Origin of the sequence: Burkholderia sp. 4M9327F10 (assembly GCF_005503145.1) — a bacterium.
GTDB lineage: Bacteria > Pseudomonadota > Gammaproteobacteria > Burkholderiales > Burkholderiaceae > Paraburkholderia.
The window spans coordinates 20,340-42,762 of the sequence record NZ_SCNV01000014.1; the positions used below are offsets into that span (position 1 = coordinate 20,340).

At 64.3% G+C, this 22,423-nt stretch carries 18 protein-coding genes; 8 read left to right on the top strand and 10 right to left on the bottom strand.

Annotated features, from left to right (window positions below):
- Positions 1-122: 122 nt before the first annotated feature.
- The 3 genes from FFS45_RS15310 to aceA all read left to right on the top strand — a co-directional run bounded on the left by FFS45_RS15310 (position 123) and on the right by aceA (position 4,109).
- Positions 123-392 (top strand): acyl-CoA-binding protein, encoded by a 270-nt coding sequence (locus FFS45_RS15310; protein WP_074299679.1) that lies wholly within the window; start codon positions 123-125, stop codon positions 390-392.
- 428 nt (positions 393-820) lie between these two features.
- Positions 821-2,404, top strand: a complete 1,584-nt coding sequence (locus tag FFS45_RS15315) for a DEAD/DEAH box helicase (RefSeq protein ID WP_137955502.1) — start codon at positions 821-823, stop codon at positions 2,402-2,404.
- Between the two features lie 397 nt (positions 2,405-2,801).
- Complete coding sequence (aceA, locus tag FFS45_RS15320) at positions 2,802-4,109, top strand: isocitrate lyase (RefSeq protein ID WP_137955503.1); 1,308 nt, start codon at positions 2,802-2,804, stop codon at positions 4,107-4,109.
- Between the two features lie 296 nt (positions 4,110-4,405).
- Here the strand turns inward: aceA and FFS45_RS15325 are convergent, their stop codons facing one another.
- Entirely contained in the window at positions 4,406-4,840 is a 435-nt protein-coding gene (locus FFS45_RS15325) for a universal stress protein (protein ID WP_090693937.1), read from the bottom strand.
- A gap of 263 nt (positions 4,841-5,103) precedes the next feature.
- Positions 5,104-6,006: a LysR family transcriptional regulator gene (locus FFS45_RS15330; RefSeq protein ID WP_137955504.1), complete on the bottom strand. Its 903-nt coding sequence runs from the start codon at positions 6,004-6,006 to the stop codon at positions 5,104-5,106.
- Positions 6,007-6,174: 168 nt separating this feature from the next.
- Here FFS45_RS15330 and FFS45_RS15335 point away from each other — a divergent pair, with 168 nt between their 5' ends.
- Together FFS45_RS15335 and aceB are read left to right on the top strand one after the other, a co-directional pair.
- Complete coding sequence (locus tag FFS45_RS15335) at positions 6,175-7,017, top strand: (S)-2-haloacid dehalogenase (protein WP_137955505.1); 843 nt, start codon at positions 6,175-6,177, stop codon at positions 7,015-7,017.
- Between the two features lie 208 nt (positions 7,018-7,225).
- Positions 7,226-8,827: a malate synthase A gene (aceB, locus tag FFS45_RS15340; protein ID WP_137955506.1), complete on the top strand. Its 1,602-nt coding sequence runs from the start codon at positions 7,226-7,228 to the stop codon at positions 8,825-8,827.
- A 209-nt stretch (positions 8,828-9,036) separates the two neighbouring features.
- Here aceB and FFS45_RS15345 read toward each other — a convergent pair whose 3' ends face one another.
- Complete coding sequence (locus tag FFS45_RS15345; protein ID WP_137955507.1) at positions 9,037-9,438, bottom strand: gamma-glutamylcyclotransferase family protein; 402 nt, start codon at positions 9,436-9,438, stop codon at positions 9,037-9,039.
- Positions 9,439-9,624: 186 nt separating this feature from the next.
- Between FFS45_RS15345 and FFS45_RS15350 the strand changes: the two genes are divergently transcribed.
- On the top strand, positions 9,625-10,470 hold the full coding sequence (locus FFS45_RS15350; protein ID WP_137955508.1) for a helix-turn-helix transcriptional regulator: 846 nt from the start codon (positions 9,625-9,627) through the stop codon (positions 10,468-10,470).
- Here the strand turns inward: FFS45_RS15350 and FFS45_RS15355 are convergent.
- From FFS45_RS15355 to xylA, 7 genes are all read right to left on the bottom strand, one after another.
- Complete coding sequence (locus FFS45_RS15355) at positions 10,467-10,931, bottom strand: GNAT family N-acetyltransferase (RefSeq protein ID WP_137955509.1); 465 nt, start codon at positions 10,929-10,931, stop codon at positions 10,467-10,469. The genes FFS45_RS15350 and FFS45_RS15355 overlap by 4 nt on opposite strands.
- Positions 10,932-11,169: 238 nt before the next feature.
- A complete protein-coding gene (locus FFS45_RS15360) occupies positions 11,170-12,462 on the bottom strand; it encodes a P1 family peptidase (protein ID WP_212745733.1) in 1,293 nt (430 codons plus the stop codon).
- A gap of 169 nt (positions 12,463-12,631) precedes the next feature.
- A complete protein-coding gene (locus tag FFS45_RS15365; protein WP_137955510.1) occupies positions 12,632-13,831 on the bottom strand; it encodes a sugar ABC transporter permease in 1,200 nt (399 codons plus the stop codon).
- A complete protein-coding gene (xylG, locus tag FFS45_RS15370) occupies positions 13,828-15,387 on the bottom strand; it encodes a D-xylose ABC transporter ATP-binding protein (RefSeq protein ID WP_137955511.1) in 1,560 nt (519 codons plus the stop codon). Before xylG ends, FFS45_RS15365 begins: the two co-directional genes overlap by 4 nt.
- 80 nt (positions 15,388-15,467) lie before the next feature.
- Positions 15,468-16,496: a D-xylose ABC transporter substrate-binding protein gene (xylF, locus tag FFS45_RS15375; protein WP_137955512.1), complete on the bottom strand. Its 1,029-nt coding sequence runs from the start codon at positions 16,494-16,496 to the stop codon at positions 15,468-15,470.
- Between the two features lie 208 nt (positions 16,497-16,704).
- Entirely contained in the window at positions 16,705-18,183 is a 1,479-nt protein-coding gene (gene xylB / locus FFS45_RS15380) for a xylulokinase (protein WP_137955513.1), read from the bottom strand.
- A gap of 14 nt (positions 18,184-18,197) precedes the next feature.
- Positions 18,198-19,520: a xylose isomerase gene (xylA, locus tag FFS45_RS15385; protein ID WP_137955514.1), complete on the bottom strand. Its 1,323-nt coding sequence runs from the start codon at positions 19,518-19,520 to the stop codon at positions 18,198-18,200.
- Positions 19,521-19,877: 357 nt separating this feature from the next.
- On the opposite strand from xylA, the gene FFS45_RS15390 reads away from it, so the two are divergent.
- A complete protein-coding gene (locus FFS45_RS15390) occupies positions 19,878-21,095 on the top strand; it encodes a DNA-binding transcriptional regulator (RefSeq protein ID WP_137955515.1) in 1,218 nt (405 codons plus the stop codon).
- Between the two features lie 84 nt (positions 21,096-21,179).
- The gene (locus FFS45_RS15395; protein WP_137955516.1) at positions 21,180-22,259 is read left to right on the top strand and encodes an aldose epimerase family protein; all 1,080 of its coding nucleotides are present in this window, start codon (positions 21,180-21,182) and stop codon (positions 22,257-22,259) included.
- Positions 22,260-22,423 lie beyond the last annotated feature (164 nt).

Sequence of the window (22,423 nt, forward strand, 5' to 3'; positions counted from 1 at the left end):
TCGCCACCGCGTTGTCCCCGCGCCGCCGCGTTTGGAATGAACGTTCGAGCCCGGTTCGAGCCAGGCGGGGATGCCGCTTGATATGATCGACGGCCCATCTTGAATTCGCCACGGAGAAAGACATGAGCGACGTCGACGCACAATTCGCGAAAGCCCACGAAGAAGTGCAACAACTGCCGGAACGTCCGGGCAACCTGACGCTGCTGCGCCTCTACGCGCTCTACAAGCAGGCCACCAAGGGCGACGTGCACGGCGACAAGCCGGGCTTCACCGACATCGTCGGTAAGTACAAATACGACGCCTGGGCGGCGCTCAAGGGCACGGCCCAGGACGCGGCCAAGCAGCAGTATGTCGAACTGGTCGAATCGCTGAAAAGCGGCGCCTCGGCGTAACGGGTTGCCGCAGTTGTAGCAGGACCAGGCGCAGAAAACGCACTTTCCTTCATGGAAATGTCTTAAATGTGGCGCGGTGCAGCAAAACTCTATATAATGCTGCCTGCGCTTCACTGCTATGCCCGGCTTTCTTCTAGCGGCGCTTGCGGCGCAGCGCCTCGTAGCGTTTAGCTCCAATCCAGTTTAGAACCTGTCCCCTCCTGCCTAGCCCCCTACGGGCGATCATGTACCAGGCTGGCGGCACGCCGTGTTGGCATGTCGCAACCGATACAGCTTCTAACGAAAAGCTCGCCTTAACTGCCGCGAGCTGCCCCCGTTTTTCGATTTGCTCGCTGCTTCTTTGCTCGCTGAATCCGACGACTTGGGTATGCCGATTGGCGCCGACGTATTTATTCCGTGAATCACCCAGGATCGTTTTAAGGATTCTCATGACTTCGAGCAATACCCCCAGCAGCCCGTTGAACGCCATCGCCGACCAGGCCCTCGGTCTCACCGACGCACCGGCACAAGCCGCCGCCGCTGAAACCGCCGCTCCCGCCGGCCCGTCGTTCGCGTCGCTCGGTCTGTCCCCGGATGTCGTCTCCGCGCTGACCGCCGCTGGCTATCAAACCCCGACTCCGGTTCAGCAACGCGCCATCCCCGCCGGTATCGCCGGCCGCGATCTGCTGGTCTCGAGCCCGACCGGTTCGGGCAAGACCGCCGCGTTCATGCTGCCCGCCATCGAGCGTTTCGCGCAATTGCAAAAGGCCCAGGCCAGCCAGCCGCGCGAGCCGCGTCCGGCTGATGGCGCACGCACGCGCCGTCCGCAACCGGTTGCCCGTCCGACCATGCTGGTTCTGACGCCGACCCGTGAGCTGGCCATGCAGGTCACCACGGCTGCCGCCACCTACGGCAAGCACCTCAAGCGCCTGCGCACCGTCAGCATTCTGGGCGGCGTCGCTTACGGCCAGCAGTTGATGCTGCTCGCGAAGAACCCGGAAATCCTGGTCGCTACCCCGGGCCGTCTGATCGACCATCTGGAACGCGGCCGTATCGACCTGTCGCAACTGCAGATCCTCGTGCTCGACGAAGCTGACCGCATGCTCGACATGGGCTTCATCGAAGACATCGAAACGATCGTTGCGGCTACCCCGGCTACGCGCCAGACCATGCTGTTCTCGGCCACGCTCGACGGCAAGATCGGTTCGCTGACGAGCCGCCTGCTGAAGGATCCGGAGCGTATCGAGATCGTCCAGCGCATGGAGCAGCGCACCAACATCGCGCAAACCGTTCACTACGTGGACGACCGCGATCACAAGGACCGTCTGCTCGACCATCTGCTGCGTGACGCCGGCCTCGATCAGGCTATCGTCTTCACGGCCACCAAGATGGACGCCGACCAGTTGGCCGGCCGTCTGGCCGACGCCGGTTTCGAATCGGCCGCCCTGCACGGCGACCTGCCGCAAGGCGCACGTAACCGCACGATCCGCGCCCTGCGCGAGCGCCGTGTGCGCGTGCTGGTGGCAACGGACGTGGCAGCTCGCGGTATCGACATTCCGGGCATCACCCACGTGTTCAACTACGACCTGCCGAAGTTCGCTGAAGACTACGTGCACCGTATCGGCCGTACCGGCCGTGCCGGCCGCTCGGGTGTCGCCGTGAGCCTCGTGCACCACGCCGAGCAAGGCGCGCTGAAGCGCATCGAACGTTTCGTGCGCACCCCGCTGCCGGTCAACGTCGTCGAAGGCTTCGAGCCGCGCAAGTCGGCTCCGTCGGGTAACGGCCGCCCTGGCTTTGGCGGCCGTGGCCGTCCGGGCGGTGGCAACGGCGGCGGCCGTCGCTTCGGCAGCGGCAGCGGCAAGCCGGGCGGTAACGGCGGCGGCGCTCGCAGCGGTAACGGTGGCGGCAATGGCGGCGGCTGGGCCGGCAAGTCGGCTGGCGGCGGTTCGCGCGAAGGCTACGGCGGCTCGCGTGACGGTGGCTACGGCGCACGCCGCAGCGACGGTCCGCGTACGGCGCGTCGCGGCAGCTAAATAGCGGGACCTTGGGCGGCGGCTCGCCGCCCAAAGCTCAGAAGAAACCGGTGCTCAGGCACCGGTTTTTTTTCGCCCGTGTTTCGTCGAACTTTGATAGACCGCCAAATTTCACGATGCGAAAAATTTTTTTGCCTCGTAAAAAATCGTGCTGCGTGGCACAACAAGGGCTATTGCAGCAGGGAAAATTACGTTTCTTAATGCGGAACGACGAATATAAACTAATGATTTAAAACGATAAAAAATCTCAAACAAAGCTTGCCACGCGTCTGTTGCACGTATCCTGTTTTGCCTAGACTCTTATATAAGAGTTCACGAAACGAAACGCCCTCGGGCACCCGCTTCGCAGAACACAGCGTTCACTGATCCACTTTTCAGGCAATCCAAGGAGCACATCATGACGACACGCCAACAGCAAGCACAAGAACTCCAGCAGCAGTGGGACACCGATCCGCGCTGGAAAGGCATCAAGCGCACCTACACCGCCGACGACGTGGTGCGCCTGCGCGGCTCAGTGCCGGTGGAACACACGCTCGCACGGCGCGGCGCGGAAAAGCTGTGGGAAAGCATCCATAGCGAGCCGTTCGTCAACGCGCTCGGCGCGCTGACCGGCAACCAGGCCATGCAGCAGGTCAAGGCCGGCCTGAAGGCCATCTATCTGTCGGGCTGGCAGGTGGCGGGCGACGCCAACGTCGCGGGCGAAATGTACCCGGACCAGTCGCTGTATCCGGCCAACTCGGTGCCGCTGGTGGTCAAGCGCATCAACAATACGCTCACGCGCGCCGACCAGATCCAGTGGTCAGAAGGCAAGAACCCGGGCGACGAAGGCTATGTGGACTTCTTCGCCCCGATCGTGGCCGACGCGGAAGCCGGTTTCGGCGGCGTGCTCAACGCCTTCGAGCTGATGAAGGCAATGATCGAAGCCGGCGCCGCGGGCGTGCACTTCGAAGACCAGCTCGCCTCGGTCAAGAAGTGCGGCCACATGGGCGGCAAGGTGCTCGTGCCGACCCGCGAAAACATTGCCAAGCTGACCGCGGCGCGTCTGGCGGCCGACGTCTCCGGCACGCCGACCGTCCTGCTCGCCCGGACGGACGCGGAAGCGGCCGATCTGGTGACCTCGGACATCGACGACAACGACAAGCCGTTCCTGACCGGCGAGCGCACGGTGGAAGGCTTCTACCGCACCAGGCCGGGCATCGAGCAGGCCATCTCGCGCGGCCTCGCGTACGCGCCGTATGCCGACATGATCTGGTGCGAAACCGGCAAGCCGGATCTCGAGTTCGCCAAGAAATTCGCCGAGGCGATCCACAAGGAATTCCCGGGCAAGCTGCTGTCGTACAACTGCTCGCCGTCGTTCAACTGGAAGAAGAATCTCGACGACGCGACGATCGCCAAGTTCCAGAAGGAACTCGGTGCGATGGGCTACAAGTTCCAGTTCATCACGCTGGCCGGCTTCCACGCGCTGAACTACTCGATGTTCAACCTTGCGCACGGCTATGCCCGCACGCAGATGAGCGCTTTCGTCGAAATGCAGCAGGCCGAGTTCGCCGCGGCGGAAAAGGGCTTCACCGCCGTGAAGCATCAGCGCGAAGTCGGCACCGGCTACTTCGATGCCGTGACGCAAACGGTCGAGCGCGAAGCGTCGACGACCGCGCTGCACGGCTCGACGGAAGACGAGCAGTTCTTCGACAAGAAGGTGGCTTGAGCCTGATTCGGATCTGGGTTTGGCTCGAGTCTGATCTGAGCCGTAGTTCAAGACACAGAACAGCCTGAAACGCGTGAGCGAATCGGACAAAGCGACGCAAGGCGGCCCCGCCAGAGGGCCGCAATCAGGGGGGAGACAGTCAGCCGGAGAGGGCCAGCAAGCCGGACTCACGAGGTCCCGAGACAGGCCCAGGCGGACTGGAATCTGAGAGGCAAGCAGTAGACGGCACAGCGCACCGTGCCGTAACGCAAACGCGCGCCGGCCTCATCGCCGGCGCGTTTTTGTGTGCCGCCTGCTCACCGATACACGATCACCGGAATCTTCGTATGCGTGAGCACACGCTGCGTCTCGCTGCCGATCAGCAGGCTGCCGAGCCCGCGGCGCCCGTGCGAGGCCATGAAGATCACGTCGCAGCCGCCCTTCTCGGCCGCTTCGATGATGCCGAGATACGGCGACGGATGCACGCTGGTGCGGCTCGTCACGGCCACGCCGACGTTGCGTCCGGCCCGCTCCACCTCCTGCAGGTGCACGCGCGCCTCACGCTCGCTGCGCTCCAGAAAGTCGCCCGGAGGCTCGATCACTACTTCGGAAAAGGGCGAATAGGGATACTGCGGCAAGCAGGCATACGCGGTAACGTCCGCGCCGACCGCCTGGGCGAGATCGATGGCGCCTTCAATCGCTTTGCGTGACAGGTCTGAACCATCGGTCGGAACCAGGATGTGCTTGAACATGGTGCCTCCGTCGTCGACTGCGGCTGGACCCGCTCGGGCGGCGGCCAAGGTGGCGGCTCAGGCGCCGCTGCGCCAGCAGCCGGCAAACAGGTCCTCAGAGTGCGGCCAGGCCCAACATGGGCCTTGAGAAAAATGGGCCGCCTGAATCGATTGTAGTGCGCCTAAATTACCGCGACGCCCGCCTGCGGGTCTGTCCGCATATCGGAAACCCGCGCGCAGCCTTGCTCTGCCGTGATTTGCTGCGATCCACCCAACCTCGGCCCTCATCCCCAATAGCCGGGATGGCCATAGGTATGTTTAAGAAAATCCAGAAACAGCCGCACCCGCAACGGCAAATGGCGGCGTTGCGGAAACACGGCATGAATGCCGATCGGCGGCGCGGCGAACTCGTCGAGCACGCTGACGAGCCGGCCGGCGGCAATATCCGCACCGACCTCCCACCAGGAACGCCACGCAAGACCATAGCCTTCAAGACACCATTCGTGCAGCACGGCGCCGTCCGAGCACTCCATGGTGCCGGATACCTTGATCGATACCACCTTGTCGCCCTGCTGGAACATCCACCCGCGTTGCTGATTGGCGCTGGCGCCGAGCGCGAGGCAGTTGTGATGGGCCAGATCGGCGAGGTTTTGCGGCGCGCCGCGGCGCGTCAGATAGGCGGGAGAAGCCACGCAGACACGACGGTTTTCCCCGAGTCTCAAGGACACCAGCGAAGAGTCCGGCAACTCGCCCAGCCGCACCGCGCAATCGAAGCCTTCGTTGACCAGATCCACCAGCCGGTCGGACAGATCGAGTGTGATCGAGACATCCGGATGCGCGACCGTAAACGCCGGCACCAGCGGCGCGACGTGCCGCCGGCCGAAGCCCGCGGGCGCCGACACGCGCAGGTGGCCGCTCGCCTTCACGCCGCCCGCCGAGACGCTTGCCTCGGCGTTCTGCATGTCGTGAATGACGCGCTGGCAGTCTTCCAGAAAGGCCGAGCCTTCGAAGGTCAGCGTGATCTTGCGGGTGGTGCGCACCAGCAGCTTGACGCCCAGGCGCTCTTCGAGCGCATCGATGCGGCGGCCGATGATGGCGGGTGCCACGCCCTCGGCCTGCGCCGCCGCCGACAGGCTGCCCTTGGCCGCGACGGTGACGAAAGTTTCGATCTGCTTGAAACGGTCCATGAACAAGCCCGAGCCGGACGCGGGCGGCAACGCCAAGGCGCCCGAAAAGTGGGAATGAGCGCCAGATTAGGTGGATGAAAGTAAAAGATCAAGTGATGTTTAGCCTCTTTTTGCGCATGCAGCATCACTAATACAATTCCTCTCGACCTCGAATTGGAGCGCACGGCTATGTCGGCCACAACGACACTCACCTCGACACTCTCCCCTAAAGCAGTGATTTTCGACGCCTACGGCACGCTGTTCGACGTGCATTCGGTTGTCGCTGCAGCGGAGCAGATGTTCCCCGGCCACGGCGATACGCTCTCGCAGTTATGGCGGCAAAAGCAAATCGAATACACGCAGTTGCGTACGCTGGCCGACCCGGCCGGTGCGCACTACCAGCCGTTCTGGAACATCACGCTCGACGCGTTGCGTTTCGCCGCGCACAAGCTCGGCCTCACGCTCAATCGCGCGGCGGAAAAGCGCCTGATGGACGAATACGCTTGCCTGTCCGCCTTTCCCGATGCGGTGCCTGCGCTACGCCAGTTGCACGGCCAACGCAGCCAGCAGGCTCAGCGCGAGTCCGGCGTGCCCGGTGCGGCGGACGCCACGGACGCACCCGGCGCCCCAGGCGCCTCGCTCGGCCTTGCGATTCTTTCCAACGGCAACCCGCAGATGCTCGACATCGCCGTGAAGAGCGCCGGCATGAGCGGCCTGTTCGACCATGTGCTCTCAGTCGATACGGTGCGTGCCTACAAACCGGCGCCCGCAGCTTACTCGCTCGGCCCCCAGACATTCGGCGTAGCGCCGGGAGAAATCGTATTCGTCTCCTCGAACGGCTGGGACGCTGCCGGCGCGAACTGGTTCGGCTACACGACTTTCTGGCTCAACCGGCAAGGCGCTCCCGCTGAAGAGCTGGGCGTCACGCCACACGGCACGGGCAGCAGCATGAATGAGCTGCTCGTGTTTCTGCAATCGCTCGCAGCGCCCGACGGGAGCCGCAGCCGCACACGCCACAGCCCTGGCGTATGACGGTCTGCACACCCAACGGACGCCCGCGATGCCGCATTTGGAAAATGCCTGGAAAGTACCTGGCGGACACCTGCCAGACACCTCGCAAGCGCGCGGCAACCACCCTACAACCGCCAGGCAACCCGGCGCGCTTAAACCGCACGTAACCCGCAGTTAAACCGCATTTGCTTATCTGCATCTTTGCAATCTGACCGACCAAGGAGAAACCATGGCGCACCCGCTTTCATCGTCGCAGTTGCCGCAGGGCATGGAAATCACGGCTGACATCAAGCCGGGCTATGAAACGATCCTCACCCGCGAAGCGCTCGAACTCGTCGCCGCGCTGCATCGCACGTTCGAGCCGCGTCGTCAGGCGCTGCTGAAAGCACGCGTAGAACGCACGAAGCGGCTCGATGCCGGCGAGCGTCCCGACTTCCTCGTGGAGACGAAGAGCATCCGTGAAGGCGACTGGAAAATTGCGCCGCTGCCGCAGGATCTGCAATGCCGCCGCGTGGAAATCACCGGACCGGTCGAGCGCAAGATGATCATCAACGCGCTGAACTCAGGCGCGGATTCGTACATGACGGACTTCGAAGATTCGAATGCGCCGAGCTGGGACAACCAGATCAGCGGCCATATCAATCTGAAGGACGCAGTGCGCCGCACGATCTCGCTGGAACAGAACGGCAAGTCGTACCAGTTGAACGACAAGACCGCGACGCTGATCGTGCGTCCGCGCGGCTGGCACCTCGACGAAAAGCATGTGACGGTGGACGGCCAGCGCGTCTCGGGCGGCATCTTCGATTTCGCGCTGTTCCTGTTCCACAACGCGAAGGAACTGGTGGCTCGCGGCTCGGGTCCCTACTTCTATCTGCCGAAGATGGAGAGCCATCTCGAAGCGCGCCTGTGGAACGACATCTTCGTCGCCGCGCAGGAAGCGGTCGGCGTGCCGCGCGGCACGATCCGCGCCACGGTGCTGATCGAAACGATTCTCGCCGCGTTCGAAATGGACGAGATCCTGTATGAGCTGCGCGAACATAGCTCGGGCCTGAATGCCGGGCGCTGGGACTACATTTTCTCGGCCATCAAGAAGTTCAAGGCCGACCGCGGCTTCTGCCTCGCCGACCGCTCGCAGATCACCATGACCTCGCCGTTCATGCGGGCTTACGCGCTGCTGTTGCTGAAGACCTGCCACCGCCGCAACGCGCCGGCGATCGGCGGCATGAGCGCGCTGATCCCGATCAAGAACGACCCGGCTGCCAACGACAAGGCGATGGGCGGCGTGCGCTCGGACAAGGCGCGTGACGCGGGCGACGGCTACGACGGCGGCTGGGTGGCGCACCCGGGGCTGGTGCCGATCGCGATGGAAGAGTTCGTCAAGGTGCTGGGCGAGCAGGCGAACCAGATCGGCAAGCAGCGCGCCGACGTGGAAGTGACGGCGAAAGATCTGCTGGACTTCCGCCCGGAAGCGCCGATCACCGAAGCGGGTCTGCGCAACAACATCAACGTCGGGATTCACTACCTCGGTTCGTGGCTGGCGGGCAATGGCTGCGTACCGATCCACAACCTGATGGAAGACGCCGCCACGGCGGAAATCTCGCGCTCGCAGGTGTGGCAGTGGATCCGCTCGCCGAAGGGCGCGCTCGACGACGGCCGCAAGGTCACGGCGGAACTGGTGCGCGAGCTGTCGAAGCAGGAACTCGACAAGGTGAAGCAGGCGGTGGGTGGCGATACGAAGCCGTATGACCGCGCCGCTGAAATCTTCGCCGAAATGTCGACTTCGGAGCAGTTCACCGAATTCCTCACGCTGCCCTTGTATGAGGAAATCTGAGGCCCGCGCTCAGGCCTCGCCAAGCGCAACTCCCGGCGCCGGACATGGGTTCCGGCGCCACAGATGTCACTGCGACGCTGCATGATGCCGCGGCGCGGTTCGCAAGGCTGACCGACCGGACGGCCCAGCAGGCTCAGGCTTGCCGGGCCGTTTTTTTACGGCCGGTCCCTAGCGTGCAGCACATGCGGCTTGTCGCGTGCGACCTTGCCTTACCGCGTGCGGCGATGGGCAACCCAGTCGCCGCAACGAATCTCGGGCAGACCCTTCACCGCACTCCTTGTGACCGGATAGAAGCGGCAGGAAAGCGGCGCACCGTCCACTTCGACCGTCACCTCGCGCGCCACGAAGAGACCCTCGACACCGGGATAGATCTCCTCGATTTCATCGAGCACGGCGATCAGATCCGGATCGATTTCATAGACGTCGCCGTGCACGGGCGGCCCTGCCTCGTCGACCACCAGCCCCGGATAAGCACCGAAGTCGAACAGGTAGCCACGCACCGTGGTCGCGCCGAGCAGCGTCGGTTCGGCAATGTCGTGCCGGGCAGCGGCCTGGCTGATGTCGTTGATCTCGCCGGCCCGCAGTGTGCCGTACACGAAAACTTTCTGCATCGTGGTGAGTCCTCTCGATTGAATCAATACGGGGTCCATGACCCGGGTGCATTATGCCCCCGTCACTCCCGGCACCCGCAGTTTTGCAAAAGCAGTTCGCAAAAACGCCGGCCCAGGTCGCGGACAGCCGGACACCCTACAATGGGAACCAGCAAACCGTTCAGGGTTCCGCCCGGTGCCACCGTCATGAATGAATCCGACGCCCCAACGCTCACCACCCAGGTCGAGTTCGCCGATATTCCGCCGGCCTTCGCGCCGACGCCGGCCCATCCGATCCGAGTGCGCTCGCGGCCGATGCCGGCCGGCGTGCGCATCGCCCGCCATACCCACGCGTGGGCACAGGTGGCCTATGCGTCGCGCGGCGTGCTGCGCATCGGCACGCTCGGCACGACGTGGATGGTGCCGCCGTCACGGGCAATCTGGGTGCCACCGCATGTGACGCACGAAGTGGCGATCGTCGAGGACGCCTTCTTGCGCACGCTGTATATCGACGAAAACGCCGCTCCGCCGGGACTGGATACCTGCCGTGTGGTGGAGGTGTCGAATCTGCTGCGCGAAGTGATTGCCGCACTCGATATGCCCGGTCTCTCGGCCGCCCGCGAACAGGTGCTCGGCGCGCTGGCGCTCGATGAGCTGACGCGCTCCGAGCCGCTGCCGCTGTCCGTGCCGATGCCTAACGAAAAGCGTCTGCGGGCGCTGTGCGAAGCAGTGCTTGCGGACCCGGCCAACTCCGACTCGCTCGAGCAGTGGGCCGCGAGCGTCGGCGCCAGCACCCGCACGATTGCGCGGCTGTTTCGTCAGGAGTTGGGGGTGAGCTTCTCGCAATGGCGTCAGCAGGCGCTGCTCGCCCGGGCGATTCCGCTGTTAAGCCAGGGGCGGCCGCTCGCACACGTGGCCCAGGAGTTGGGCTATCAAAGCCAGAGCGCCTTTTCGGCCATGTTCCGGCGCGCCTTCGGCAAGAGTCCGCGCGCCTTCATCGAGCGCGGTTCGGAACGCGACCAGCGCGAGCCCGATGCGCAGGACGTCCCTTAGACGCGACGTGCGAGGTGGCGGATCGCCCCGAGTTGCGCGAGGCGCGGCCCGGCGAGCTTGTACCCCATGCGCAGATAGAGCCGCGCCGCGGGATTGTCGACGAACACGCGCAGTTGCAGTTCGCGCAAGCCCCGCTCGCGCGCCCATTGATGCGAGAGTTCCAGCAGGTAAGTCCCTGCACCGCGCCGCCGGAAACCATCGGCAATCTGCACGTCGCGGATATGCAGCGAGTCGCCCTCCTCCGTGATGCGCAGCACACCGGCCGCCTGACCGTCCATTTCGAGGATGTAGTTCTCCGACTCGCGCCAGCTTCCAAGAAACAGATCGCTGCGCCAGACGAGATGGTGCCGGTGATAGTAGCCGCCCATGTTGCTGCGGGTTAGCGCTTCGGCAAACGCGAAGTCGTCCATGCTGGCTTTGCGCAACTGGAACGGTGACGGTGCATCGGTAGGGACGAACATGACACGGCGGGCAAATAGGTGGTCGGCACAACGGTAAAACAGGCGGCCCGTGCTGGCAATGGCTGTTTGTCCCGAGCATCATGGGGACGGATGAAGCGGGGCGGAAGGAAGCACACAAAGCCAGCGGCGACCGGCACGCGGCGCAGTTGATGCAAATCCGCGAGACAACAGAACCGCCACCGGCAAAAAAGATAACGTTCTGCTTACATGCTTGCCGCCCGGGGCGCTTTGATGGCGTTCAGACGCCCAGCGCGTGCCGTTCGACGATCCGCTGCACCGCAGCCGGCGTAATCGCCTCCAACGTGTGTCCATCGACGCCGGTAGTGGTGACGGCCTGCAGCATGGCGTTATACACAGCCTCTTCAGTCGCCTCCGAGACCGCCTGGAAGAGCGGCGACATCGCGTCGTTGGACAGTTCCTCGAACGCGCCGACCGCCTTGCGTCGTTGCGGTGTGCGGCGCACCGCAGCAGCCGTCGAAAAGGCAATTGCGTAGTCGCCCGAACCATTCGCCATCGATGAACCGGTGCGGGCAATGCCGAGGAAGGCGCGCTGCGCCATCCGCGTCAGATTGCGGTCCGAGAGCGGCGCATCCGTCGCAATCACGATGACCACCGAACCGTCGCCGCCGTGGTCGTCGATTACGCCTTTGAGGTAGTAGCGCCCGAGTTCGCGGCCCACCGGTGCACCGCCTATCGACAGCACGCCGCCGTAGTTGGTCTGCACCAGCACGCCGATCGTGTAGCCGCCAAGGCTATGCGGCAGCAGCCGTGAACTGGTGCCTATCCCGCCTTTCCAGCCGAACGCCTGGGTGCCGGTACCCGCCCCCACGCAGCCTTGCGCCACCGGACCGGCGGTGGCGCCGGCAATCGCCTGCAAGACGTGCTGCGATGTGACATGGCGGCCACGGATGTCGTTCAGGAAACCGTCGTTGGTCTCGCCCACCACCGCATTGACCGACACGACCCGTTCGTTGCCGGGCTGGGCAAGCGTCCATTCCACCGCGCCCGCCATGCCCTCTGCGACTGACAATGTATTGGTCAGGATGACCGGCGTCTCGATCTCGCCGAGTTCTTCGATCTGGGTGGAACCCGCGAACTTGCCGAAGCCGTTGCCGCGCGCAAAGCCAGCAGGAACCTTGTCCTGGAACAGGTTTCCTGGGTGAGGCAGGATTGCCGTTACGCCTGTGCGGACGCTATCGCCCTGGATCAAGGTGACATGGCCGACCGCGACGCCGCTCACATCGGTGATCGCGTTCAACTGGCCAGGCTGCAGCACGCCGGGCCGGGTGCCGAGGTCACGTGCCTGTGCTTGCGATGGAAGCGATCTGGTGCCCGCCTTGACGGCAACGTGAGTGCCCCCCTCGGCGGCAGCCTTGGGCTGCGCCGCGTCCTTTGAACCAGTCTGCGGGCCGGCGCCCGGATCGCCATCTGCGCGCTGGGCCAGCGTCAACGAAGGCGCCAGCGCCAGCAGCGCGCCGAGAAGACGGCGGCGATAGGTCATCAGGGTCGTGGGGTACTCGATCGTGCTCATGCTTTTTTTCACCATTGGCGTGGACCATATAGGATAAGGCGTCGCCGCCCCGCCACGTTAAACGGTGAAACCAGCCAGCTCCGTCGCGAGCACGCTTATTCGTGCCTGCGCGGCGTCTCTCACGCATCGGCTTGCGCTACATCGCTCCATGCCGCACGCCATCGCCCAATCACCGCCGGTTCGATCCCGAGACCACATCGATCCACACCGCCAGCACCAGAATGCTGCCCTTTACGATCATCTGCCAGTACGCGTCCACGTCGAGCATCGACATGCCATTGTCTAGACTCGCCATCACCAGCGCGCCGATCAAGGCGCCGTACACGGTCCCCGAGCCGCCGCGCATCGAAGTACCGCCGATAAAGCACGCCGCGATCGCATCTAGCTCACCCATCGAGCCGGCCGAAGGTGACCCCGCCGCCAGCCGCGCCGTATTGACGATGCCGCCGAACGCGCACATCAAGCCCATCAGCGCGAAGATCGCCAGCTTCACACGGTTCGTATTCACGCCCGACAGGCGCGTCGCTTCGAGGTTGGAGCCCACCGCGTAGATGCGGCGCCCAAACACGGTTTGCGTCGCGATCCAGGTGAAGATGCCGAGCAGCGCCAGCAGCAGCAACACCGGCACCGGAATGCCGCCGTAGCGGTCGAGCGTCGCCACAAAGGCAAACAGGATCACGCCCGCGCCGACAATCTTCGCCACGTCCTGCCAGAGCGGCACCACCTGCAACTGATAGCGCTGCCGGTTGCGCCGCTGCCGCACCGTCAGGAGCGCCAGCAGCGCGAACAGCACGACGGCGAGCGTATCGCCCGCGAACTGCGGCAAATAGCCCTGACCGAGGAACACAAAGTTATCGGACACCGGCGCAATGGTCGAGCCGCCTGTCACGCCGAGCAGAATGCCGCGATAGGCCAGCATGCCGCCCAGGCCGACGATGAACGACGGCACCCGCCGGTACGTCGACCACCAGCCGTTGAAGAGGCCCACGAGCACGCCGAGCACCAGCACTACCGGCACGGTGACGCCGATCGGCCAATGGCGGTTGACGTCGAGTATCGCCGCAACGCCGCCGAGCAGGCCCAGCAGTGACCCCACCGACAAATCGATCTCGCCCGCGATGATGACGAACACCATGCCGCACGCCAGCATTCCCGTGATCGACATCTGCCGCAGCAGGTTCGAGAGATTGCGCGGCGTGATAAATGCGCCGCTGGTCAGAAACGAGAAGAAGATCCAGATGGCTGCCACGGCGAACAGCAGCGCGAGAATCTTGTAGCGCGCAAACAGTTGCTGCAGGCGCTGCGCCCCGCCGAACGAAGCATGCGCTGAGGCGTCCTTGGGGGGTTGGGAAGTGACGTCGGGAGTCATGCTGCGCTCGCTCCGGTTAGATTCGTGGGTCGCTGCGCCGGACGGATCGCGGCGGTGAGAATGTCCTCCTGCGTCAGGCCGTCGTTGACGAAGTCGCCGCGCAGTTCGCCCTCGCCGATCACCAGCACGCGATCGCTGATACCGAGCACCTCGGGCATTTCCGACGACACCATCACGATCGACATGCCGCGCTGCGCGAGCTGCACGATCAGTTTGTAGATTTCATATTTGGCGCCCACGTCGACGCCGCGAGTCGGCTCATCGAGAATCAGCACCTTCGGGTCGGTCAGCAGCATGCGGGTAAGCACGGCTTTCTGCTGGTTGCCGCCGGAGAGGCTGGCAATCGGGAGCATCGGATGCGCCGCGCGCACCGAGAGCCGCTTCATCTCCGTGTGTATCGTATCGAGTTCGGCTGCCGAATCGATACGCGCCCCGCCGGCAAAGCGCTGCAAGACCGACAAGGTAATGTTGTGCCCCACACTCAGGTGCGGCACGATGCCGTGACGCTTGCGATCCTCGGGCACCATGGCGATGCCGGCGCGGATCGCATCGGCCGGTGCGCGTATCTTCAGCGGCTTGCCTTCGAGCAGCACGGTCGCTTCGCTTACGCCCGGATAGGCGCCGAAGATCGACTGCATCAATTCCGTGCGCCCCGCTCCCACCAGTCCCGCCACGCCGAGTATCTCGCCGCGTCTCAAACTGAACGACACATCGTCGACCCGTTTGCGGCGCGGGTTGGTGACATCGAAACAGCTCACGTGACGCGCTTCGAAGATGACCTCGCCAAGCGGCCGCGGCTCGCGCGGAAACAGGTTGGTAATCTCGCGGCCTACCATCATGGCGATGATGCGATCGGTGGTCAGCGTGCGCATCGGTTCGGTAGCGACATGCCGGCCGTCGCGGATCACGGTGATCGTGTCGCATACGGCTTCGACCTCGTCGAGCTTGTGCGAGATATACACGCAGGCCACACCGCGCCGCTTCAGATCGCGCACGATGTCGAGCAGAATCTGCGTTTCCGCGCTGGTCAGCGACGACGACGGCTCGTCGAGAATCAGGAGCTTCGCGCGCTTGTTGAGCGCCTTGGCAATCTCGATCAGCTGTTGATGGCCGCCGCCGTAGTTCATCACCGGCTGTGCGACATTAATGCCCTCGATATGCAGTTCGCGCAGCAGTTCGTCGGCGCGCTGGAACATCGCCGCGTAGTTCATGCGCCCGCCGGGCAGGGTGATTTCGTTGCCCAGAAAAATGTTCTCGGCCACCGACAACTCCGGCACCAGCATCAACTCCTGGTGGATGATGACGATGCCGGCGTGTTCGGTATCGCGCACGCTGGCCGCCTTCAGCGGCTGCCCTTCCCAGAGGATTTCACCCTCCCACGTGCCGTACGGATAAACACCGGAAAGCACCTTCATCAGCGTCGACTTGCCCGCGCCGTTTTCTCCGCACAGGCCGACGCACTCGCCGGGCGCAACCGCGAGGTCGATACCGTCGAGCGCCTTCACGCCGGAGAACGCCTTGACGATGTTGTGCATCGCCAGTAGAGGTTGCGTCATACCCATTTGCCTCGCTACAAGAAGCGCGGCAACGCCGCTGCGTGTCATGCGCAGCCGGCGCCGCCGCACGTCGATTCCACTTATTGGCTCGCGAGCTGCGCCTGGGTATAGAAACCGTCCTTCACGACCACATCCACGTTGCTCCTGGTGAGAAGCGTCGGTTGCAGCAGGATGGTGTCCACCTTCTTCTTGCCGTTGTCGTACTGGGCGTTATAGGCAGGCTTCTCGCCCTTCGCGAGCTGCACGGCAAGGTTCGCGGCCTGGCTGGCAATCAGCTTGAGCGGCTTGTAGACGGTCATCGTCTGCGTGCCGGCAATCAGGCGCTTGACGGCGGCAAGGTCCGCGTCCTGCCCCGACACGGGCACCTTGCCGGCCAGGTGCTGCGCGGCGAGCGCCTGAATCGCGCCGCCTGCCGTGCCGTCGTTCGACGCCACCACCGCATCGATCTTGTTGTTGTTCGCGGTCAGCGCATCCTCCATGATGCGCAGAGCCGTCGACGCGCTCCACTCCGGCACCCACTGCTGGCCGACTACCTTGATATCGCCACGGTCGATGGCCGGCTTGAGGACCTTCATCTGACCTTCGCGCAGCATCTTGGCGTTGTTGTCGGTGGGCGCACCGCCGAGCATGAAGTAGTTGCCCTTCGGTTGCGCGTCGAAGACGCCCTGGGCCTGCAGTTCGCCGACCTTCTCGTTATCGAACGAGACATAGGCGTCGATATCGGCGTCGAGAATCAGCCGGTCGTACGACACGACCTTGATGCCCGCCTTCTTCGCTTCGGCTACCACGTTACCGAGCGTTTTCGAATTGAACGGCACGATCACGATGACGTCGACGCCGCGCGAAATCAGGTTTTCGATCTGCGAGATCTGCCGCTCTTCACTGGCGTCGGCCGATTGCACCGAGACCTTGGCGCCGAGCTTTTCCGCCGCAGCGACGAAATAGTCGCGATCGCGCGACCAGCGTTCGACCCGCAGGTCGTCGATACAGAAACCGATTTCCGGATGATCCTTGCTCGCGTGCGCGAGCGGCGCGGCGAGCGACAGGCTGGCGAGCACCGCTCCACACACGAGCGAACTCAGAACGGAACGGCGCGTTGCGAATTTCATGTCTCACTCCTCTCTCTTATAGCCGGCAAGGCCGGATTGGCGGCCTGCGCAATATAGCGTTGGGCCGTATGGACAAGCACTAAGGACTACTATGGACTTCCGCTTGCGGCGCGGCCGGGGCGATGCTCAACCGCGCGTTTCTCTGATGCTTTCTATTCGGCGTCCCGCTGCGGCAAGACACAAGACGCCGGGCGCCCGAAACCAGGCGCTAGGCGTGCGTGGCAAACAGCGGTTCAAGCGCCCGATACAGCGCACGAAAGGTCGGGCGCCGTTCGTTGCTGTACCACGCATGACGCGCCATGTCCGGTTCGCGTACGGCGAGAATCTCCGGTGTCGGGCAGATCGCATCGAGCGCCGCGCCGGGTTCCAGTGCCAGATGCGCGAGCCGCGCCGCACCCAGCGCCGGGCCGACTTCGCCGCCGGCGCGCAAGGTCAGCGGGCGCCCGGCGAGATCCGCCAGCATCTGGGTCCAGTACGCACTACGCGAACCGCCGCCGATCACCGATATCTCGTCGGGCACGAGCCCTGCCGCATGCAGCGCATCCATACCGTCGAGCAAGGCAAAGCCCACGCCTTCCAGCGTCGCGTTCGCCAGATCGGCGCGGCCTGTCTGCGGCGCGAGGCCGTAAAACACGCCCTTCGCATTGACGTTGTTGTGCGGCGTGCGCTCGCCCGACAGATACGGCAGGAACCACGGCCGCCGGTCGCGCGCTTCGCGTTCGGCATCGGCGAGCAGCGCGGCGACATCGGCGTAGCCGCTCAGTTGCGCCGTGAAATCGAGGCAGCCGGCCGCATTGAGCATCACCGACATCAGATGCCATGTCTGCGGCAACGCATGACAGAAGCTGTGCACTGCCGAAGCGGGGTTGGCAAGAAAGCCGTCGGACACCGCGAAATACACGCCCGAAGTACCGAGCGAGAGCATCGCCTGCTTCGGTTTGACAATGCCCACGCCTACCGCGCCCGCCGCGTTATCGCCGCCGCCCGCCACCACGGGAATCTCGCGCAGGCCCCACTCGCGTGCGAGTTCAGGTTTGAGCAGGCCGGTCACCTGGTTGCCCTCGAAGACCTTCGGCATCTGCTCCTGCGACAGGCCGCAGGCACCGAGCAACGCCGCGCTATAGTCGCGTTTCGCCATGTCGAGCCAGAGCGTGCCCGCCGCATCCGACGCATCGGTGGCAAAGCCGCCGGTCAGTCGATAGCGTAGATAGTCTTTCGGCAACAGGACATGAGCGATGCGCGCAAAGATCTCCGGTTCGTGTTTGCGGACCCATAGGAGTTTGGGCGCCGTAAACCCCGGCATCGCCAGATTGCCCGCCACGCTGCGCAGTTGCGGCACAGCAGTTTCGAGTTCACGGCATTCGACATCCGAGCGCCCGTCATTCCATAGAATCGCCGGGCGCAACACGTCGCCTTGCGCATCCAGCAAGGTCGCGCCATGCATCTGGCCGGTGAGGCCCAGCGCTTCGATCTGCTGCGCGCCGATGCCGGCGGCGCGCGCCTGCGCGAGCAGCTCGGCAAGCGCCGCGGTGCTCGCCTGCCACCAGTCCTGCGGCGCCTGTTCCGACCAGCGCGGCTGCGGCCGGCTCACCGAAAGCGAATGCGAGGCGCTCGCGCGCACCTGGCCGTTGCGGTCGAGCAGCACGGCCTTGACGCCGGACGTGCCGAGGTCGATACCGATGAACATGTTGCAATCCTCTCCTAACGCAGACCGTAGACCGCCTGGTTCACGACATTTTCCAGCCGCTCCTGCTGGCCGCTCGCATGCTGCGGATTCAGGCCGCGATCGAGCGCGTCGCTTGCGAGGGTCGCCAGCGAGTAGCCGCCGGCAAGGATCTTGCGGCCGAATTCGCCGTCCCAGCCGGCGTAACGCTGACGCTTGAACTGTTCGAGGCGGTCGTTTTCGATCAGCACCGCCGCCCGCTCGATGGCCAGCGCCAGATTGTCGATTGCGCCGATATGGCCATAGAACAGGTCCTCGGCATCGACGCTCTGGCGCCGCACCTTGGCATCGAAGTTCATGCCGCCGGTCGTAAAGCCGCCGTGCCTGAGGATTTCGTAAAAGGCGAGCGTCAGTTCCTCGACGCTGTTCGGAAACTGGTCCGTGTCCCAGCCGTTTTGCGGATCGCCGCGATTCGCGTCGACGCTGCCGAAGATGCCGAGCGCGAACGCCGTGGCAATCTCATGATGAAACGAGTGCCCTGCGAGCGTCGCGTGATTGGCCTCGATGTTGACGCGGATTTCGTTCTGCAAGCCGTACTGCGTGAGAAAGCCGTGCACGGCGGCGACGTCGTAATCGTATTGATGCTTGGTCGGCTCCTGCGGTTTCGGCTCGATCAGCAGCGTGCCCTTGAAGCCGATCTTATGCGCATGCTCGACCACCATGGTGAGAAAGCGCGCGAACTGATCGCGCTCGCGCTTGAGGTCGGTGTTGAGCAGTGTGTCGTAGCCTTCGCGGCCGCCCCACAGCACGTAGTTCTCGCCGCCCAGCCGTTGGGTGGCGTCGAGCGCATGACGCACCTGGGTGGCGGCGAACGCGAACACGTCGGGGTTCGGACTGGTCGCCGCACCGCCCGCGTAACGCGGGTGCGAAAACAGGTTCGCCGTGCCCCACAGCAGCCTGACACCGGTGTCCTGCTGCTTGCGCGCCAGATAGTCGGAGATACGCGCGAAGTTCTGGCTGTACTCCTTCAGGCTGCTGCCTTCCGGCGCGACATCGGTATCGTGGAACGTATAGTAAGCGGTGCCGATCTTCGAGAAAAATTCGAACGCGGCGTCGGCTTTCTGGTGCGCGCGCTCCATCGCGTCGCCGGGTAGCTGCCACGGGCGCACGAAGGTGCCCTGGCCGAAGATGTCGACGCCTGGCCACACGAAGGTATGCCAATAGCAGACCGCGATGCGCAGATGCTCTTCAAGCGTCTTGCCGAGCACGCGCTTCGTGCGATCGTAATGGTGAAAGGCGAGTGGATTGTCCGATTGCGGGCCTTCATAACGGACAGCGGGAATGTGTTCGAAGTAGGACATGAGCGTCTCCTTTTATGTTGCAGCGCAACCCGGGCAAATGCGATGCCGCGCTCTGCAGCATGCCTGCAACGGGTTCGACAAGCTGACGCCATGCTGCCGCGCACGGCAGCGGCCCGCAATTGCGAAATTGCGCAGCCTGGCTAATGTTTCTCACCGCTTACGCTACCGCCTTGCACATGTGAGGCAATCCCGGCCTAAAATAACCGGACGCTTAAAAAGCCGGTGTAGAACGGGCCTCGCCCGCTGCACCCACCGCAACTACGTTGCATGGCGCCGAAGCAAGCGCTCAGGCGCTAACTCCGGCCGACAGGAGACATGGGCCCGCCGGCTCACCCGGCCTGCGCGCCCGCACCCGCGATGACCCGACCCCAGACGCCGCAAACGCCGCACCGGATTGCCCTGCTGTTCAACGCGAACAAGGTGTATGACCGCGAGATCATCACCGGCATCGGCAATTACCTGCTTTCGACCCGCGTCGCGTGGGACCTGTTTCTCGAAGAGGACTTCCGCTGCCGGCTGGTGGGCATCGAGCGCTTCGACGGCGACGGCATCATCGCGGACTTCGACGACCCCGCAGTCTGCGAAGCGCTGCGCGATTGCCCGCTACCGGTGGTGGCGGTCGGCTCGTCGTACGAGGACGAGGCGCACTACCCGCCCGGGCTGCCGTACATCGCGACGGACAACGCCAAGCTCATCTCGCTTGCCTATACCCATCTGATCGGCGCGGGCCTGCCGCACTTCGCGCTCTACAGTCTGCCGCAGGCGCCCGAAAACCGCTGGGCGCAACAGCGCGAACTGGCCTTCGCCAGCCTGCGCGCCGCCGAGGGCCGCAGCGCCGCAGAGATCGACACCGAAATCTACCGTGGCCTGTCCACCAGTGCGCCGGCGTGGAACCAGGCCATCGAACAGCTCACGGACTGGCTGGGAAAACTGCCCAAGCCGGTCGGCATCATCGCGGTGACCGATGCGCGTGCGCGCCATCTGCTGCAGGCCTGCCTGATCGCGGGGATCGCGGTGCCCGAGGAGGTCGCCATTATCGGCATCGACAACGATCCGCTCACCCGTACCCTCACCCGCATTCCGCTCTCGTCCGTGATCCAGGGCACCGAGGAAATGGGCCGCACGGCCGCCCACCTGCTGCATCAGATGCTGCACGGCGCGCGCTTTCCGGGCCAACGCATCCGCGTGCCGCCGGTCGGCATCAACGTGCTCGAATCCACCCGCCACCAGCCGCTCACGAGCCCGTATGTGATGCGCGCGCGGCACTTTATCCGCCAGTACGGCTGCCAGGGCATCCGCACCGAGCAGGTGGCCGATTATGTCGGCGTATCGCGCTCGTCGCTGGAAGAATATTTTCGGCGCGAGTTGCAATGCACGGTGCACCAGGAGATCCTCAGGCATAAGCTCGATGCGGCGAAGGCAATGCTCGCGAGACGCGACGCCTCGAGTGCGGAGGTCGCGATCCGCTGCGGCTTCACCTCGCTGCAGTACATGTATGCAGTGTTCCGTCGTGAGCTCGGCTGCACACCGCGCGAATACCAGGAACGCACCCGGTCCACGGCCGCGCCGGGCTAGACACGGCCAGGCGCGTCAAACGCCGTGCAACGTGACGCGAGCTGCGCCAGCCCTTTTTCAGGAATCTATTTCTCTCTCGCCGATATGATCAGTCACGCACGCTTCTCGACCGACCCCTGGGGCACTGTGCCCGGCGGCGACCCCGTCCAGCTCTACACGCTGCGCAACGCACACGGCATGAAGATCAGCGTGAGCGACCTCGGCGCCACGCTGGTGTCCTGGCTTGCGCCGGACCGTACCGGCAAGCTTGGCGACATCCTGCTCGGTCACGACACACCGGCAGATTATCTTGCCTCGACCACGTACATGGGCGGCCTGATCGGCCGCTGGGCCAACCGCATTGCGGGAGCGCGCTTCGCGCTCGACGGCATCGAGTACACGCTCGATCGCAACGAGGGCAACAACCTGCTGCACGGCGGCGCGAGCGGCTTCAACCGGCTGCATTGGCAGGCCAGCGAGGATAACGGCGCACTCGTGATGCGGCTCGACTCGCCCGAAGGCGACGCCGGCTTTCCGGGCAACCTGTCGGTGCAGGTGTGCTACACGCTCGACGACGACGGCACGCTGACAATTGCCTACGAGGCGATCACCGATGCGCCGACGCCGCTCAACCTGACGAGCCATCCGTATTTCAATCTGAGCGGCGATCCGGCGTCCGATATCCGCGGGCATGTGGTGTCGATCGATGCGGACGCGTTTTTCGAAGTCGACGCGGCGATGATTCCATGCCGGCGCACCGAGGTAGCGGGCAATGCCTTCGACTTCCGCCAGAGCGCCCCCGTGGGCGCGCGGCTCGACTGGCCGAATACGCAGCTCGCGCTCGCGGGCGGCTTCGATCACTGCTACGTGCTGCACGATGCAGGCGGAATGTCTTGCGCAGCGCAGCCGGTGCGCGAAGTGGCCCGCGTCTACGAGCCGGGTAGCGGGCGCGAACTGACTGTACTCACCGATCAATGGGGCCTGCAGTTCTACACCGGTAATCACCTGGAAGGCGAGACGGGTCGCAGCGGCGTCAGCTATGCGAAATATGCGGGGCTGTGCCTCGAGGCCGGAGGCTTTCCCAACCAGATCAATATGTCTGAACCCGATCAGGTGGTGTTGCGCCCCGGCACGCAATACCGGCAGATCACGCAATATCGCGTCGGAGTCCGCACGGGTGTCTGAGCGAGACAAACAGCCGGGATGCGAGGGCGCGGCGGCGCCTTGCAATGCAGAGCGCATCAAACGGCACATCGTCGCGAACAGCCTTGATTTCAAGCGTAAATCGGCGTGATAGAGTCCTGCGGTGCCGCCCAAAAGGCAGCCACTATAAAAAGCCCTTCCACTCC